The sequence below is a fragment of the Synechococcus sp. MIT S9509 genome (genome assembly GCF_047303035.1).
GTDB lineage: Bacteria > Cyanobacteriota > Cyanobacteriia > PCC-6307 > Cyanobiaceae > Synechococcus_C.
The window spans coordinates 1,004,993-1,020,595 of the sequence record NZ_CP138940.1; the positions used below are offsets into that span (position 1 = coordinate 1,004,993).

Genomic DNA, 15,603 nt, shown 5'->3' on the forward strand with positions numbered 1-15,603 from the left:
GAAGCGACCCGATCAGGTCGGCCGGGCTTGCCCTTCGGCCAGGCCCACTCATGCACGTTGTTGAGCACGCGCCAGTCACTCACGGGGATGTTTAACCCGGTGTTTCGAGGATCGGCGGCGCTCATGGGTTGCCCTTCCGCAGAACGGCACGGACCTGCGACTGAGTGAGCAGGGTCAAGCTCTCGACCTCCTGAATCAGCACAGCGCGGGCGGCCTCATGGAAGGGCAAGCCGTGTTGATCGGCATAGCCCTGCAGACGGTCACGGGTCAGCTTGTAGAGCCTGCAGGTGCGGCTGCTGGTGGTCTCATTCACGGCCAACCTCTGCGGGTTGAACTTTGCGGGACTTCACGGCATACAGGCGCCGGGTCTCGATCTCATCGCGGAGGCGTCCGGCGTCTCCGTCTTCAGGTGCGGGCCCGTAGCCCTCCAGGTGGCGACTGGTCATGATCACAGGCCCTCCGTTTTGGTGTCGGTTGAAGCCTTCCCGGCCTCATCAATCAGGGCTTTTTCTGCACGCAGCGCGGCGATAGCTGCGGCCGCTTTCTCGCCTTGCTTCGCCTCAGCAACAATGGCGGCGCTGTTGTCGACGGTTGCGCCGAGCATCTCCCTTAAGTCTTCAATCTCTTTATGGAGGCGGGCCCGTTCTGCCTCGAAGTCGTTCGCGGGTGCTGATGCCTCGGCCTCGGGTTGTTCTGCTGCTGCAGGTTGCTGCTGCTCAAACCGAACGCGGTTGGTGCTGACGGACTCCGGAGCGAAGGCGGCCTGAAAACTCTGAGACAGTGAACCCCGCTGAGCCAGGTCCCATTGCGTTTTGGGATCCAGGGGGATGGCCTCCTCTGCCGGCTTCACGTGCGTGCCTTGCTTCCCGAAACAGTTCAGGAACGCCTCGGCGGTGCTGCCATCGACTGAGCTGCGACCTGCGACGAACCGGCCGGCCGTATCGCGTTGTTGCTTGTCTGGTGTTGAGTCAGGTCTACGGGCAAAAGCTGAGAAATCCGCCATGGGTGGGCCTCCGTGAATCGTCCCAAGGGTTCCGGGTTGCCCGTGTGAACCCCGCCGCAGCCAGGCGGAAACCTGAGACGACACACCGCGACGGCGACCGATGGCCAGAGAAATCAGTTTCGATCCAGCCGACGGAGACCACGGCCCCGCGCAGATCTACGGGAAGGGCGTCGAGAATCCAGGCAAGCCCGGGGACTATCACGGCACCAAGGGACCCAAGGCCCGCAGGCAGCGGAAGGGCCCGCCGAAGCTCCCGAAGAATCAGCAGGGAGGCCGCGTCTGATGGTGCTCACGAGACGCCAACGAATCGCCGACGTTGTCGAGCGGTTGCCTGCAGATGTGCAGCCCCGTGCTGCGCTGTTGCTCGATCAGTTGCAGTCGGATGACAACGCCCTGGCGTTCGCTGCTGCAGAACAGCTCGCGGAGCTGATCCGCGTTGAGTTGATGGGTAACCCGTCGGAACCCTGACGCCGATATGGGCCAGGTGCCTGGTCTGCTGCCCGGGCCCATGCCACCCCCTTACAACTCACACCCATGCACAGAGAGCGCACGTTGTGGCCTGATCTGGATCCGCTGGATTCGGCGCAATCCCGGAGATACAGACGCCAACAGGCGAGAGAGGAGCGGGAGGCGTTTTGTCGTGCCTTCCCTCATGCCCGAAGCTGCGAACGCGTGGCAGAGATCAGCGACTGATCAGCTCATCGACAATCTGAGCGGCAGCATCGAGCGCCGCAATCTCGGCGGTGGTCATCTCGCCCCGCTCGGCCCGTTCCTCGATCAGCTCGGCCAACAGCTCCAGGGCGTGGGACCGCAACGACTCAGGAGAGGCATGGCACATCAGGCGGCCACCAGTACAGGGTCAGCACGGCGCAGGCCCTCGATCAACTTGCTCACAGCATCGTCGCCCTCTCCATGAATGTCGACAGGTTGAACTTGAGAGCCTGGTGAGATGACACGGGGGCATTAGTTGCCACCAGAAAGGCCCACCTAACGGTGAGCCCACTCCGCCAAGTCCCTGTGGCGTCCTTAAGGTTCCGGATTTCAGGCCCTGCCGAGGGCGAACAGGCACGCATCCCGGTTGTAGAGGAACCGACCGACCCGGCTCTGAGGGTTGATCTTCCGGCGGTGCATCCCGTCAATGAAAACGCCCGCCTTCACAAGGTTGTGAATCGTGTTGCGGTGCAGACCCAGCTCACGGCACAGCTCAGTTGTGCGGAGCCAGGTGGTCGTGGTGGTGTGGGTCGTCATGGGCAGTGGTGGTGAGTGACGCGGAATGGTTCCGAAGGGGAGGGCGCAGCGATGGCACAGGCTATGAGGGGCCGTTTTGTGGCCCCCCTTGTGCGGTCACTCAGGGCGGATCAGCTCGAGGTCGCCATGCTCCAGCCAACCGGTTGCAGCCATCTGCGTGAGCCGGTCGATCAGCAGGGCCAGCCGATCCTCAGCGGTGCCCACAGTGCTGTTCAGGACCTCCAGCGTCAGGTCGTTGAGCATGTCGTTGATCAGGTCGGAATCGCCCTGGGTCAGTTCGAGGCGTTCGCGCAGTTCCCCCCGGGCCATCTGCATTTCAAGCCGGGCCATGAGCAGATCACTCTTGGATTGATCGACCCGGGCCTGCAGGTTGATCAGTTCGGCGCCAGTGGTGGGAGTGGTGGCGGTGTTGTCGGTGGCGTTGGCCATCGGTGTGCAGTGCGGTACAGCACTTGATACAAGGGGTGATTTTTTCGGCCGGCAGTGGAGTGGGCGGGGCCCTCTGGTCATCGGGACGTTGACGTGATCCGTACCCGTTACAGGGTGCTGGCCTGCGGCTCAGAGGGCGCCCATTCGCAGCATCACCCGGGACCGGTGCCAGACGAAATCACCCCGTGGGCTCTCCGGGTTCGTCTTGCGGAAGTGCTGCCCCTCGATCAGGAACCCGGCGGATTTCAGGCGGCCCAGTGTGCGGCGGTGGCAGCCCAGTGCGGTGGCCATCTCGGTGGTCTTGATCCAGGAGGCCTGAGCCATGGCTGGGGAGCATGTCCCACAAGCTATGAGGCGTAGTTGTGCTGTCTCGCTATGGGTACGGCTGGCCCCGCTATGGGGCCCGGTCAGTGGTCAGGCCAGGCAGTAGCGCCGGGCCGTACTGGGTGAAACCTTGAGAGCTAAGGCAACGGAGCGGTAGGTGAGGCCCCTGGAGCGGAGCCTCTTGGCGTTCTGCTGGTGGGCAAGGCCTACACAGCCATGCTTGATCTCAACGTTGGTGATGAATTTGAGATCAAGCTCGGGAAGAAAGCCATTCGCCTGATTCCCGTCGGAGGTGAAGAGGAAGAAGCTGAAGAGTGATCTGCACCAGCTAGATCAGTAGCAACCAGCTTTCAATAAAAACCCCCGATCTTTTCGGGGGCAATTGTTGATCTAGCTTCGCGTCACTTTGTGGTGCGCCTGCTGCTTGTACTGGCATAACAAACACCTGCGCCATAACGGGGGAAATAGGGGCTATCTGCCAGGTCACCGAATCCAGCAGAGCTGTCATCCATCGGCTCACTGATGAGAGGCGCCGCGCCATGGCCATGATCGAATTTTTCAACAACGAACAGCAGACCCGCCGCGACCGTGAACACCTGAGCCGCTGCTACGAATCAAGGCTTACGTGCATGTAAGAAAATCTAGTCGGGAGATCTTTTACTTATCTCGCGGGGAGTTGTTGTTATCAGCGAATTACTCGGGCGGATCGCATGGAACTGCGCTGATGATGTTCTGAGATGACGCATCACATTGCATCACTGCGAATTCCGCTGCCTCGTCTTGGGTCATCGGGCAGCCAGGGATGAGGTCAGTCTTCCCGTTGTACTTGAATGGCTTTCCCTGGTTGTCTACAAGTTTCCAGTGGAGCTTTGGCGCGGTAGTGATGCAAACCTTTCCGGGCGACTGGTGCCCGATTGACATTCCAATTTTTACCCCAATCGAATAAGGGGATGATGCCAACAACGAAAACCTCCACCTTGCCAGCTCAGGGCGTCAATCGGAGTCGTGATCACCTCAAGACCTTCAGCTTCAAGTTCTTTTTTCAAGCCAGGTAGATTGGCGCCGATAATAATGCTGTCTTTGCTGAGAACAAGACCATTGCATCCCAATTTCTTTTCAGCATCATCTGCTGAAACATTGATAAGTTTCCATCCATTGAGGAATTTAGGAAGACCTTCAGCAAATGCTTCCTGACATACAATGGCTAGACCAGGCCTTGGTAAAGCAAGCGTAGTATCAAGATGTAGAAAACGACGTCTTAATGGTACTGCATGAACTCTGTATTCCTGGCCCAAGTAATCACTTAGCCAGCGTATTCCAGCGAGGTTTGTTGCATTGCCTGTATGTCCTACATAAATATCTTTCCCGACCAACATAACATCCCCTCCTTCAAGGTATGGTCCAGGTCCATAGTCGCCAACTGATCTGGATTGATAAGGGTCAGGCTGTGGCATGGATACCAGAAAAGACCCACTTTTTGCAATCGTTTCTCAATTGTCCTTCGAATCGCAAATCGCTCTTTTCGTCGATAGGGCTCAAGCATTGAAGTCTCAATCACCTTATTTCCAATCACGAGAATTGGATCGCGCGGAAAAGTTTGCATTACTGCATCACTATCGGCAGCCAAATAATTTGTTTCAGCGTCGGAAAGCTTCTCAACCTGATGTACGATGATGCCTCGATCCCGCAGTATTGATATAATTGAGTTTATTTGATCGATTGATTGCTGATTTAAGTCTGGTTCGCATTCTTGCAACCACTGACCTCTATTTTTTTCTATGAACTCTATGGATGATTCTGGTAAATAATTTTTACTTGTGTTCGGAACTTTGCTGGGAACTCGAACGTTGGTCAATCCAACAACCACTTCCTTCAGCGTTCCCCATTCATGATCCACCGACACATCTCTGCCGTCTGGAGAAGCTTTATGATTCACGCTCTTTTCGGTCATATGCGTTGAGCTGGTGTGTGATGAGTATCCCTGCATTGAGATAGCCACACGGTGTGCACGGCGCAGCCCTCACCAGCGCCCTTGTAGGTATCTGCGCCCGATGCGGCAGCAGACCTTTGCGTTTGCGGCTAGTAGTTGAGATGACATGTCTGCAGGGGTTGGCTGATGTGGAGGGCCAAGAGGGGTACAGACAGGTCTTGTCACTTCGGATCTCATAATTACGGTGTTAACAATCGGCTGCACCGCGATCGATTTCCGCCGCTTCGAGTCACCAAATCGGAGCGTGAACCGGGCATTATGCGACAAGCACCATGCAATAAAGAAAATCATGTCTAATTGCGGATGCGGCACGGAACAAGTTGAAAAGCTAGAGCGAAAGACGCTCATATTCTTGCTAGTAATTAACGTCGTTATGTTCCTAGTAGAATTTGTCATGGGCTGGTTGGCAGAATCTACCGGCCTCATTTCTGATTCTCTCGATATGCTCGCCGATGCCGCAGTTTATGGATTATCGTTGTATGCCGTGGGAAGAGGATTCAAAAAACAAATTAAATCTGCTCGTCTCAGCGGAATACTACAGATCATTCTTGGCACTGGTGTGTTGTTAGAAGTACTGCGTCGACTTTTATTAGGAAGCGAACCGGACAGCCTTCGGATTATGGGGATAGGCGTTGTAGCTCTCGTCGCTAACATTTACTGTCTAATACTTATATCAGGCCATCGTAACTCAGGTGTACACATGCGCGCATCATGGATTTTCTCCACAAACGATGTCATCGCTAATTTAGGCGTTATCTTGTCTGGATTCCTAGTGTGGGTAGTGGGGAATAGATTCCCCGATCTGATTGTGGGAGCAATTATCTCCGCCGTGATCGTGAGGGGTGGAATAAAGATTTTACAAGAGGCTAAACAAGAAAAAAAGGCCCACGCTCGTGCATAACTAGACCATGCTTTCAGACCAGATCCCGTGCGTTGAGCTTGTAGCCCTCAAGGCTCTAGCGGATCTGGATCAACTGGAGAGATCGTGGCAATCGATCATGGGGTCGAGTGATCCAGAAGGGGTCGCATTGTTGCTGCGCCTGCTGCTGGCCCACATGGCCTCGACGAGCAAGCGACTTCTCAGCGCGATGGTGCTCGATCGGCTGGATGCTGAGGAGAGAGCAACTGCTTCGAAAGCAGCCGGTCATCAAGGTCTGCAAAGGGCTGCAGAAGCGTGAAGATCGACTGCTGAAGAGTGAGAGCCCTGCCTGACTGCTCGGTGAATCCCTGTCAGTGACTGCGATCTGCTGGGATCTGCCGGGAGGGCGGCAGGGCCCACACGGATACCCTTAAGGATGAGACCAGCCAGATCCCGCCCTGCAGCTTGCCTCACAGTGGCAGCACAAGCCCATCAGGAGCGATGCCCTGACCATCTGTTGCCCTTGTCGTCGTCGTCGATCTGTTGCTCGAGGCTCTCAAGCATGCTCTGCATTGCTTCGCTATATCCCACCTCAGAGCGGCAGGTATCAACGCACCGAAGGCTCACGGCCATGAGCTGAGCGATGCCTGCTGTTGATACATTCTCCCCCTTATTCGCCTTGTCGATGAGCTGCTCACAGAGGGCCATGCTCGAGCTGCTGAGTCTGTTCAGCCGGTGGGCTCGCTCCCTGGCCTCCACTAGCAGGCTCTCCCCCTCCTTAGTGAGCTGCATCATCTGGGTCTGTTGTTTCGCCGCTTCCTCTGCCTGAGCGTTAAACCACACCTCTGCTCTCGTGTCCCACTGCCAGCGCTTGCGCAACCATCGAACAGTGCCGAGAGGCATCCCGCAACGCCTTGCCGTTTCCGTCTGGCCCTGGCACTCGACCCACTCCAGGAAAGCCCGGTGATAGGCGTGTTTTTCGCCCTCCAAACGCACTAAAGCAGGGTGCTGAGCGTCCATCGCGTCCAATCTCACACGTAGTGTTCAGCCTCAGAGTTCCTGGCCTAACGGGGCGCAAGGGATCTCGGTTGACACTTTCTGCCAGTTACTGACCGATGGGTGCAGAAACGATGCCTGAAGCGGTCAGAACAACCGGAACCCTCCAGATACAGACAAAGGGGCCCCCTCAGCCTGAAGAACTGAGGAAATGGGAGGCTTCACCCTGTCGTCTGTGGGTGTCTTAGTCCTCTGTCGCCACGGGGGACAGGATGCCTATATCAACCATCCAGCAGGTGGGTGTGATCGGCTGACAAGTCGATAACTGAGCGGGGGGTTGGCGTGATGCTCTCTGTCTCCTCGACTTGATAGGCCTTCACCTCTGACGGATCACAGAAGAAACGACGGGATGAGCTGTCGTGCATCCAGGTGAGCATCTGTGGATTGTCGACGCCGGTCTGGCTGATACCGACGTTGTCGGTCATGAGCTCCTGTTGGATGCCTGGCAGGGTGCAGATCTGCTCAGCGCCGGGGGTGCAGTCGTCAACGATCAGGGCAGGCACGAGACGCACTGAACCGGGGCGAGGGCGGACCCATTGACCGTCAATCAGCAAACCGGAGACGGATGAGAGATGCAGAGTACTCATGAGAGGGGGCTAGCAGGGGCTGCGAGGGGGCTTGAGGGTGGCCCAGGTGTATGTGACGTGAAGTCGCTTTGAGAGGCCTTCCGAGGGCTTACAGAGGGCAGATCAGAAAAGGGGGGCGATCTCAACGCAGAACGTCTGTGCAGCAGAGGGCACAGGTGGAGCAGCAGGAAGCCACCAACGCAGCGGATAGCCGCCGGAGTCGAGCCAGAGGCGTCGGAGGGTGTCCAGACGTCTGCGCTCCATGGCACCGATGCGGTTGGCCTTGTAACCGCTCCACGTTGTACGCCTGTGGTCCATCTCATCAGAACTCGATTGCCTCCAGTCGTTCCGATTCGGCCTTCACGTAGAACGCCCGCCAGGTTTCTGCCTGGTGAGATGAGATGTCTTCAACCTCGAAGCGTTGGAAGTCGTCAGGATCCAGAGCCCACGAGATGGGCACTTCTGGGCCGTAGTCATCACACCAGTGCATGGCGTCGATGTCTTTTGTCTGGCCGCCATACAGCTTGCAGAGCTCACCCAGGTGCAACTCAGAGCCGACCGGTCGACGCAACACCGCGGCGATCAGTGCATGAGACTTGATCCGAGCGGGATTGTCCAGCCAGCGGTTGTGAAGCCAGAGCCAACGGCTCCAGACGGTGAGCAATCGGTGCACTTCCTCATCAAGGCCGTTGAAGCGGTTCGGCAGGAGCTCAGCGATCGTGTCGACAAGGTGACCGGCTGCACGCGATCCATCGGTGAGATGCTCAGGGACACCATCGGCCCACATGCGGCGAGGAACGGTGCGCACGATCTGACGGGCCAACCTTGTGCAGCGTTCGCGGTGTTCTGTTGCCGCTTGCTCCAGTGCACGGGCTTGCTGTTGTTCCTTGTGCGTCAGCACGTCGTGGGCGTGAATGGTCTCCGACCGTCCCTCAACATGATTTTGATTGAGTGAAGGGTTCTTAATTAACTCTTTCTTATAGGGGTCGTTTTTCGTACCGGGTCCCGGTCGGTTTTTCATACCGGGTCCCAGGTCGTTTTTCGTACCGGGTTCGGGTTCCCCGGACACCTCAGGGAGTGTGAGCAGAGAAGTGAAGCCAGGCCGACGGGTGCGGATCAGCAGGCCAGCGGAGACCAGCTCACTCAGTGCCGCCTTAACCCGGGACGGCTTGAGGTTGAGTGATGCCGCCATGGTCTCGTGACTGGCGAAGCACTGGCCAGATTTGTGCAGGTGCCACTTGACGAGCCAGAGAACCTGGCCGCGTGTGTTCAGGGTCTGCACCTCTCTCCAGGTGAAGGCCTGAAACTGCTCATCAACGCCCGGGCGTGTGGGATCGAAACCGCGGGTCATGGCTGCAGCCGGTGGCGATGTGTGCCGGCGTTGTCGTTCGTGGGCATCGGTAAAATGGAGGCGAGGTTGCAAAAACAACGGCGGGTTGACCTTCTCGGGGTCAGCCCTTTTTTTGTCTGGAGACACCACAGGATGCGAGGCGTCGTTATGCGACTCCGATACGGCTCCGCGCGGAGGGTGGCCCTACAGGATGCGAGTGGTCGTTCAGCCGTGCGTCCGACTGTTCGCGAAGCGCTGCCGGCGTTCGTAGGCCTCCAACTTGTGAATCCGCAGCAGGTCCATGAGCTTCGGCGTTGCCGTCAGCTCGAAAAATTCATGGCCGCGGGTTGATGTTCCCGCCACGCTCTTGACGTACCCGGCCAGCACCAACTGATGCAGGCAGGTGCGAGTGTGGCCCTCCTCTGCGTCGACTGCCTCGCTGAAGGTGCCCACCCATAGGCGGCGCTCAGCAACGGCAAGCATCACGATTTCACGCGTGAGCAGCAGGTCGTAGGGCGTCGGCTGCATGGATCCCACTGCTGTGGTGATCCACTTCGCAACCGGAAAAATCCGAACCTCGGCCGGATCGTATGGGGCTTCAGTCATCGGGGTTTGTATCAGTGCGCCATTGGTCTGCCGAACGTCGACAGGTGGGCAGATCACTGGGCGCAAGGGTTCTCACGGGTAACCCTCGGCACACTCCTGCAGCCTCTGACGAACCATGGACAGGATGCGATCCCAGCGCCGCAAGCGCCTGCCGCTGTCGTTCAACCTGAACAACCCCGCCGATGTTGATCTGCACCGCCAAGCTGTGGAGATGGCCGCCCTCGTAGGGGTGACCCCCACGGAGCTGGCGAAGGTCGCTCTTGAGTTGCTGGTGACCCACCCGCACGACCTGGCGCCGATCCTGAGGCGACACCTGGAGAGCACGAATTAGGGGCCGACTGCACAACCCGTTGCGGATTTTATACGGATTCCGGCAACAGATCCCAGTCAGGAAAAGGGCTCACAATGGCAGCAGCGGCCACCAGGGCCAGCTTTGGTCCACCGACGAGATGCCTTCAGTTGCACTCAGATCGCCCTTCATGACTGCTCTAGCTGGTGTTGGGAGCGCTCTGATTTCTCTAAGATTAATGCTTAGCCCGAAATATTGGCTAAATTTACAACATCTTTTGAAGCTTAAATAGTGAATCAGATCAAGCCTGCTTTTTGTCTTGCGGCTGTCATCGCAGCAACCTTGGCGATGAGTGCCAATACTTCTGGTTTTGCTAGCAGCAGGCCATCAGAGTGCGACGACATCAAGCCTGCTCTTAAAAAAGAAAGTTCAACGACGAAAGCCATCGTCAATGCAGACAATTACGCATTTGCTGAAACTGAAATAATTATCGGTGATTATGTTCAAAAAATTGCAAAGGCAACCTGTTCAGATGGGATGGGTGTGTTCATGCATTTCCGAAAAGCAATGGATCCCAAAGATAGAACTATATTGAGGCCCAACTTCGATACATTGTACTCAGCATCTGTTGTTGACTTGAAAAGTCCAGCAACAATCACCTTGCCTGCTTCTGATCGGTTGCAAATCCTGGAAGTCGTCAGCGCTTATCACTGGATTCCATTAGTGACCAGCAAGCCCGGCGTCTACGAGATAACAGAAGAAATGGTGGGTAGTCGCTTCGCCTTTATCATCATTCGCACCCAAGTAAACATGCAGGATCCCGCCGATATTGAGCGGGTTGCCGACATTCAAGATGAAATAACAATTCGCCAAAAGAACCGCGGCAAATTCGTGCAAACCAAAGATTGGGATAGGACCCAAATGCTTTCAATGCGATCTGACTATCAAGAAGAAAAAGAAGCAAAAGGTATTAGCAGTGAAGAAATCTTTGGCGACAAGGGTGAAATCAGCTCGGAGATGAGAAACATTGGAGTTGCCTTCGGATGGGGGGCTCTGACAAAAGAAGGAGCTGTCTATCCTTCCATTAGCATTCCTGGTTCTGACGAAGAATTCACACTCGTACTGAAGGATGTCCCTATGGCAAGCAATGCTTTTTGGTCGGTAACTGTCTACGACAAAGATGGATTCGCCCAAGGAGAGAATTACAATGTAAATAGCTCCTTTGCGAGGCAGGATAAAGATGGCAATTATACGCTTAATTTCGGAAAGAATTCAGCCAAAGAAAATTTCTTAGAAATTTACCCAGGCTCCAATGCAACGCTGCGCATTTACTCTCCGCAAAAGACTTATTTTGATGGAAGTTGGAAAGTTCCCGAAATGCAATCCGCTGCTAAAAGCCAGTAAAGGTGTTGAGCAAGCCTGCATTATTCGGATTCCTGCAAAAATCTCCCTTATAGGGTTCAAGACCACGTTCGCCTTTCAGAATTTCTGAGATGTCTCACCGCCTTCGTCGTTTCCTCTGCCTCCTGCCTCTGCTGACTCTGAGCCCAATGGCAGCAGCACAGGAAACTGTCGAGTCCTACCTGAGGGAGTTTCCGAATCAGGAACAGGTCAAGATGATGAACACCTGGCTTGAGAAGAACAAGAAGGGCACCTTCAAGTTCACCGGTTTGGTGGATCCCAGCGACACCACAGTGGTCACGCCACAAGCCACTGTCGACTACGGCTACAACTGGTTTTCGATCTCAGATGGCCCGGCGATCCTGACGACGCCGACTTACGACAAATTCCTGTCGGTATCGGTCTTCGATATGAAGCACAATGTGCCGGCTGTCATCACCAACCCAACCAAGCCGATCCTGCTCAAACGACCCAGCCAAGCGATGCCCGAGGGCGACTTTGAGGTGGTTGAGCTTGAAACGGATCAAGGTCTGGTACTGACCAGAATGGTCGTTGTCGAAAACCTGGACGCAGTCATCGCCTCCCGTAGCCAATTCCAGATGCAGGGCGGCAAGGGAGACATGCAGCGTGAAGTCAAGCAATTCAGCCCAGAGACGGAAAAGAACGCCCAGGCCGTGATCGACACGGTGATCACCTATATCAACCCCGATGACGCCTTCGGACGGGTCAGCGGAGACGTCAGCTTTCTCGACCTCGCAGCCGGGGTGAAGTTGGGCCAGCTAGGAACGCCTTCAGACACGGTCCGTTACGGCACCATCTTGGTCGACGAAACTGGTGCGCCTTTGCGCGGTGATGCCACGTATGTCGTGACTGTGCCTGCAGGGCTCTACAACCCTGGCGGCTACTTCTCGGTGACCCTCTATGGAACCGATAACAAGCTGCTGATCCCGAACGATCTGAAGATCTACGACAGGACCACATTCTCCTCAGAGCCGAACCAAGACGGAACAACAACCATCACACTCAGTCCGGATGGAAGTGGAAAAAACGGAATCCCCACTGGAAAAGACTTCTATGGAGTCCTTCGTGCGTACGTACCAGCACCCGGTGCAATCATGACAGTGAAGGTCGAGCGGCAGTAGGGGAAAACGATGTTGGGATACCTGCTTCTTCAGTGTGGACTGATTGATCAGCACAATCACGCCATTCGAATACTGGATGCAGTTGATTAACTCAAAGGTTGCCCACAATCACGCCCAGTTGCACAACAAATCAGAGACAACTCTCAGACACTCCTGAGTGGCAGCAGCGGCCACCAAGGCCAGCTCTGATCAGCAGGAATCACACCAGCTCCAGCCACCACGCTCCCTATCAATGCAATGATTCTGCAGCGGAATGGTTGATTCACGCCAGGGTCGATCCAGGCACCCCGGGCGAAAAAAGCATCACACGCCACCACAGCCAGGCTGCACTCAGCCACAACCTTGGTACTCCCAGGCCGCAGGTTCCAACGGCTCATCCACTCGATACTTCCCGTTGCTTGTTCCGCATTGCTCAAGTAAGTGCCACGGTTCCAGTCGCGTTGGCCACCCGCAGTAGATGCCGCCACATAGAACTCATCCAGTAAATGGATGCTGCCCTTCGGTGCACCAACAGAGTCCGGCAGACACAAATAGGCCACGCTCGGGGCACTACATCCCCAATCGAGACAAACAAAGGCCTTACGCAGATCCTGTTGCGGTATCCCGCCTGGCCTCACATCACGCAGGCTCCGCCACATATCAAAGCTGCTGCCAAAAATACGTTCGCAATATCAACGTCCAATCGCCCATGCAGCAAAGCAATGCCGGGTCATCAGCTGCCGCAACCCTGATATTCCGGATGTATTGGTCAATATCAAGGTGCTGATTCGAGCTAGCGGTGGAGCTCGCAAAGATCGTGTTTTTGCTCAGATCCTCCGACCAGAACCAGCTGGCTTTGCTATTTCACAAATAACGTTTTGTCTTGGCCCCAGATCATGGCCTCCTACGCCTCTTTTATCGATACCGCCAGCAACAGCGGTCAGGACGGCATCGCGGCATGGGCTGAGAACGGTCTGATCTACTACGCCCTTTGGGACCCTAAGGCCGATGCCTGGGGTGACGCCCAAACCATCAACAACGCCTCCGGTGGCAGCAATGTCACCGTCACGAGTGGCCACCTCATCCGTGATCCCCAGTCGGGGCTCGACATCCCGGCCGTGCTGATCAGCTGGGAAAGCGGCATCGACAACGAAGCCAGCCTCTACGGCGTGATCGGGAGCTATTCCAATAACGGCGAGCTGCTCTTCTCCGACCAGCTGGGCCTCCTCCCCCAAGGCATCACCGTCAAGGACCACAGCGTTGGTCTCGAGGCCGGCGGCGACGTCTTGATCGCCGTCAACAGCCAGACCGTGACCAATCCGGTGAGCGCTGATCCCACCGGCCTGGGCCCTGAGGCCTATCAAGACAGCGATATCAATTACTACAAGCTGCGCCTCGAGCGCAATGAGGCGCCCACCCTGCAGAACCGCCGCAACTTCTCCGGAAGTCAATTCCAGGGCACCCTGCAAAACCTGCTCCAATCCAGCACGGGCCAGAGCGCCAGCACCATCGGCGGCGAACTGGTGCGTGCCTGGGTGAACGGCATTGAAATCTCCATCGGGAACGACACCACCCTGCAGGGCATCGGCACCCTCAGCCTCTCAGCAGACGGCCACTTTGTCTTTGATCGCGGCAGCAACGGCCTCTCCGAGCTGCAGATCTCCGCCTCGCTGATCAGCAACACCGCCAGCGGCCGCACCAACACCCTCACCAGCACCCTGCTGGTGCCAACAGAACTAATCCCCGCAGCCGATAGCCCCAATCACCTCGGCGACGACGCACCAGACATCACCATTGCCGTCAGCCCACTCAATCAATTCGGCAATCCCATTGCCACAAGCCGCGCTCCACTCAGCTATCAAGCCGTCGATCGACGCGAACGCGTCACGGCCCAGACCTTTGCTCCCCTACGCACGCAAGGCGCCAATATTTTCCGCAATTTTTCAGCAAATGGCGCCTTGTCGAGCAGCAATGTGGAAGCCGTGAACACGATGGATCAAGCGGCTCAAACCCGCTTTACGGAAGACCCGTTTACGGGCGATGTACCAGATCTCCGCGATGGCATGATTCCTAGCGCATCGAACGCGTACACGCTTTTTCGAGGAATAGAACAAACAGCAAGAGTCAATTTGCTTGACATATTACCCATCAATGTAAAAACAATTAGAGATAAATTAAATGGCGTCATTCCAGAACTAACCGTACAAGCAAATCTCGGGTTATCACGCATCAGAAGGCCAACGTCAGATAGTTCAGGCTTGCTTAAAACATACAGCACACTTTCATTTTTGTTGGGAGGTAAATCGATAAACATCCAAAGCGTCTCAAAAAAAAGACTTCTTAACTCACTCATCGAACAAAATAGGATAAGAAAACAGCAATCGCAAGCAAACAAATCATTTTTTGGAAAAATTAAATCTAGTTTTAAAAATCCAAACCGTTATGATATGAAATTAAGAGAAGAAACACCAAGCGAACGCGATACCCGATGGACTGGAAACTCTGAGAGTACTGTTTTTACCGTCAGCCAAGGCTCCGTGAGAGGGAGCATTATTAATTCCAATATATCTCCAAATTTCAACGGCTCCAATATGGCGAACATGGCTAACGCTAAACGCCAAAGCTTTGTAGAACCCACTGAGAAAGTAGAATATAAAAAATTTGACAAAGGTCGCCACTCTTTAAAAGTATCGCTAAGAAATGACTCAGACAGATCTAATGCTTTTCTCGGATTCAAAGTATCATCAACAACAGGAGTCTTTCCAAACTCCCCTTTCCCACTCAATCTAATTAGATCAATTTCATTTGAAGCCGATAAATCACAATTTTACGAATATCAGCCCCTGGCATCCGCAGGAAGATCACCCTCTCCTGCCCCATCATCGATTACACGATTTGCCGGGATAGGATTAACCCTTGGCTATGAAAAGGAAATTTCACTCGACTATATAACCAATTCACAACGTAATAATATAGGGGAAGTTAGTCTTTTATCGCAAGAGCTTAGCGAAGGCAGTGGCGCTTCGATCCTCTCTTTCAACGGGAAAATCCTTGGGAAGCTGAGGCTGGGGGCCATCAGCGAATTTTCTGAGCTTAAGGAGGATGGCGATATTCCAAGCCTTGAACGTTTACTAATAGCGGGGAAGTGGGACGAAAACCTAACGTCATCAATTTTAAATTCCTACGCGAATCAAAGCGAGAAAGTTAAAAACTTTATCGACATTGCATATTATTTAAAGATGGGTTTTGGAATGGTCGATAAAATCGGCCAAACCACAAAAGGAATCTCAGCTATAAGATTAGGTACAGTCGATGTAAATAGTCCTAATCTTGAATCTTCTGCTAATAATACCGCAAAAATCCAAGCAGCCTCCAGAGCTT

General features: G+C 55.0%; 25 protein-coding genes and 1 pseudogene. 11 read left to right on the plus strand and 15 right to left on the minus strand.

Annotated features, from left to right (window positions below):
• Positions 1-121 precede the first annotated feature (121 nt).
• The 3 genes from SIB73_RS05660 to SIB73_RS05670 are packed head-to-tail and all read right to left on the minus strand — an operon-like array spanning position 122 to position 1,003.
• Positions 122-313, minus strand: a complete 192-nt coding sequence (locus SIB73_RS05660) for a hypothetical protein (RefSeq protein WP_413402245.1) — start codon at positions 311-313, stop codon at positions 122-124.
• Entirely contained in the window at positions 306-446 is a 141-nt protein-coding gene (locus SIB73_RS05665; RefSeq protein WP_413402242.1) for a hypothetical protein, read from the minus strand. Before SIB73_RS05665 ends, SIB73_RS05660 begins: the two co-directional genes overlap by 8 nt.
• Before the next feature lie 2 nt (positions 447-448).
• On the minus strand, positions 449-1,003 hold the full coding sequence (locus SIB73_RS05670; RefSeq protein WP_413402240.1) for a hypothetical protein: 555 nt from the start codon (positions 1,001-1,003) through the stop codon (positions 449-451).
• A 282-nt stretch (positions 1,004-1,285) separates the two neighbouring features.
• Here SIB73_RS05670 and SIB73_RS05675 point away from each other — a divergent pair, with 282 nt between their 5' ends.
• The 3 genes from SIB73_RS05675 (at position 1,286) to SIB73_RS05685 (ending at position 2,266) form a co-directional block, all read left to right on the plus strand.
• Positions 1,286-1,471, plus strand: a complete 186-nt coding sequence (locus SIB73_RS05675) for a hypothetical protein (RefSeq protein ID WP_413402237.1) — start codon at positions 1,286-1,288, stop codon at positions 1,469-1,471.
• Positions 1,472-1,478: 7 nt separating this feature from the next.
• A complete protein-coding gene (locus SIB73_RS05680) occupies positions 1,479-1,919 on the plus strand; it encodes a hypothetical protein (protein ID WP_413402235.1) in 441 nt (146 codons plus the stop codon).
• Positions 1,920-2,020: 101 nt separating this feature from the next.
• Complete coding sequence (locus SIB73_RS05685) at positions 2,021-2,266, plus strand: hypothetical protein (RefSeq protein WP_413402234.1); 246 nt, start codon at positions 2,021-2,023, stop codon at positions 2,264-2,266.
• 81 nt (positions 2,267-2,347) lie between these two features.
• Here the strand turns inward: SIB73_RS05685 and SIB73_RS05690 are convergent, their stop codons facing one another.
• Positions 2,348-2,680 (minus strand): hypothetical protein, encoded by a 333-nt coding sequence (locus SIB73_RS05690; protein ID WP_413402232.1) that lies wholly within the window; start codon positions 2,678-2,680, stop codon positions 2,348-2,350.
• Positions 2,681-2,773: 93 nt separating this feature from the next.
• On the opposite strand from SIB73_RS05690, the gene SIB73_RS05695 reads away from it, so the two are divergent.
• Both SIB73_RS05695 and SIB73_RS05700 read left to right on the plus strand, forming a co-directional pair.
• Complete coding sequence (locus SIB73_RS05695; RefSeq protein ID WP_413402231.1) at positions 2,774-3,040, plus strand: hypothetical protein; 267 nt, start codon at positions 2,774-2,776, stop codon at positions 3,038-3,040.
• A gap of 147 nt (positions 3,041-3,187) precedes the next feature.
• Positions 3,188-3,322 (plus strand): annotated as a pseudogene (locus SIB73_RS05700) (AbrB-like transcriptional regulator); the annotation flags it as partial.
• An 83-nt stretch (positions 3,323-3,405) separates the two neighbouring features.
• Here the strand turns inward: SIB73_RS05700 and SIB73_RS05705 are convergent.
• On the minus strand, positions 3,406-3,600 hold the full coding sequence (locus tag SIB73_RS05705; RefSeq protein ID WP_413402229.1) for a hypothetical protein: 195 nt from the start codon (positions 3,598-3,600) through the stop codon (positions 3,406-3,408).
• Between the two features lie 184 nt (positions 3,601-3,784).
• Here SIB73_RS05705 and SIB73_RS05710 point away from each other — a divergent pair, with 184 nt between their 5' ends.
• Entirely contained in the window at positions 3,785-3,922 is a 138-nt protein-coding gene (locus SIB73_RS05710) for a hypothetical protein (RefSeq protein WP_413402226.1), read from the plus strand.
• Between the two features lie 11 nt (positions 3,923-3,933).
• On the opposite strand, the gene SIB73_RS05715 is transcribed toward SIB73_RS05710, so the two are convergent.
• Together SIB73_RS05715 and SIB73_RS05720 are read right to left on the minus strand one after the other, a co-directional pair.
• On the minus strand, positions 3,934-4,380 hold the full coding sequence (locus tag SIB73_RS05715) for a dimethylarginine dimethylaminohydrolase family protein (RefSeq protein WP_413402223.1): 447 nt from the start codon (positions 4,378-4,380) through the stop codon (positions 3,934-3,936).
• Positions 4,353-4,955 carry a hypothetical protein gene (locus SIB73_RS05720; RefSeq protein ID WP_413402221.1) on the minus strand — a complete coding sequence of 201 codons (603 nt, stop codon included), beginning with the start codon at positions 4,953-4,955 and terminating at the stop codon, positions 4,353-4,355. Before SIB73_RS05720 ends, SIB73_RS05715 begins: the two co-directional genes overlap by 28 nt.
• Positions 4,956-5,178: 223 nt before the next feature.
• Here SIB73_RS05720 and SIB73_RS05725 point away from each other — a divergent pair, with 223 nt between their 5' ends.
• A complete protein-coding gene (locus SIB73_RS05725; protein WP_413402218.1) occupies positions 5,179-5,895 on the plus strand; it encodes a cation transporter in 717 nt (238 codons plus the stop codon).
• A gap of 7 nt (positions 5,896-5,902) precedes the next feature.
• Positions 5,903-6,172 (plus strand): hypothetical protein, encoded by a 270-nt coding sequence (locus tag SIB73_RS05730; protein ID WP_413402216.1) that lies wholly within the window; start codon positions 5,903-5,905, stop codon positions 6,170-6,172.
• 173 nt (positions 6,173-6,345) lie between these two features.
• On the opposite strand, the gene SIB73_RS05735 is transcribed toward SIB73_RS05730, so the two are convergent.
• The 5 genes from SIB73_RS05735 to SIB73_RS05755 all read right to left on the minus strand — a co-directional run bounded on the left by SIB73_RS05735 (position 6,346) and on the right by SIB73_RS05755 (position 9,411).
• Complete coding sequence (locus tag SIB73_RS05735) at positions 6,346-6,873, minus strand: hypothetical protein (protein WP_413402215.1); 528 nt, start codon at positions 6,871-6,873, stop codon at positions 6,346-6,348.
• 257 nt (positions 6,874-7,130) lie between these two features.
• Positions 7,131-7,496 (minus strand): hypothetical protein, encoded by a 366-nt coding sequence (locus SIB73_RS05740; RefSeq protein ID WP_413402213.1) that lies wholly within the window; start codon positions 7,494-7,496, stop codon positions 7,131-7,133.
• Between the two features lie 102 nt (positions 7,497-7,598).
• On the minus strand, positions 7,599-7,793 hold the full coding sequence (locus SIB73_RS05745) for a hypothetical protein (RefSeq protein ID WP_413402212.1): 195 nt from the start codon (positions 7,791-7,793) through the stop codon (positions 7,599-7,601).
• A 4-nt stretch (positions 7,794-7,797) separates the two neighbouring features.
• Complete coding sequence (locus tag SIB73_RS05750) at positions 7,798-8,826, minus strand: helix-turn-helix domain-containing protein (protein WP_413402209.1); 1,029 nt, start codon at positions 8,824-8,826, stop codon at positions 7,798-7,800.
• A 204-nt stretch (positions 8,827-9,030) separates the two neighbouring features.
• Entirely contained in the window at positions 9,031-9,411 is a 381-nt protein-coding gene (locus SIB73_RS05755) for a hypothetical protein (RefSeq protein WP_413402206.1), read from the minus strand.
• A gap of 115 nt (positions 9,412-9,526) precedes the next feature.
• Between SIB73_RS05755 and SIB73_RS05760 the strand changes: the two genes are divergently transcribed.
• From SIB73_RS05760 to SIB73_RS05770, 3 genes are all read left to right on the plus strand, one after another.
• On the plus strand, positions 9,527-9,742 hold the full coding sequence (locus SIB73_RS05760; RefSeq protein WP_413402204.1) for a hypothetical protein: 216 nt from the start codon (positions 9,527-9,529) through the stop codon (positions 9,740-9,742).
• Between the two features lie 249 nt (positions 9,743-9,991).
• Positions 9,992-11,104, plus strand: a complete 1,113-nt coding sequence (locus SIB73_RS05765) for a DUF1254 domain-containing protein (protein WP_413402202.1) — start codon at positions 9,992-9,994, stop codon at positions 11,102-11,104.
• A 146-nt stretch (positions 11,105-11,250) separates the two neighbouring features.
• A complete protein-coding gene (locus tag SIB73_RS05770) occupies positions 11,251-12,243 on the plus strand; it encodes a DUF1214 domain-containing protein (RefSeq protein ID WP_413402200.1) in 993 nt (330 codons plus the stop codon).
• 143 nt (positions 12,244-12,386) lie between these two features.
• Here SIB73_RS05770 and SIB73_RS05775 read toward each other — a convergent pair whose 3' ends face one another.
• The 3 genes from SIB73_RS05775 to SIB73_RS05785 form a co-directional block, all read right to left on the minus strand.
• Positions 12,387-12,881, minus strand: coding sequence for a hypothetical protein (locus SIB73_RS05775; protein WP_413402198.1), 495 nt, complete (start codon positions 12,879-12,881; stop codon positions 12,387-12,389).
• A gap of 168 nt (positions 12,882-13,049) precedes the next feature.
• Positions 13,050-13,673, minus strand: coding sequence for a hypothetical protein (locus tag SIB73_RS05780; protein ID WP_413402196.1), 624 nt, complete (start codon positions 13,671-13,673; stop codon positions 13,050-13,052).
• Positions 13,670-13,927, minus strand: a complete 258-nt coding sequence (locus SIB73_RS05785; RefSeq protein WP_413439742.1) for a hypothetical protein — start codon at positions 13,925-13,927, stop codon at positions 13,670-13,672. Before SIB73_RS05785 ends, SIB73_RS05780 begins: the two co-directional genes overlap by 4 nt.
• Positions 13,928-15,603 lie beyond the last annotated feature (1,676 nt).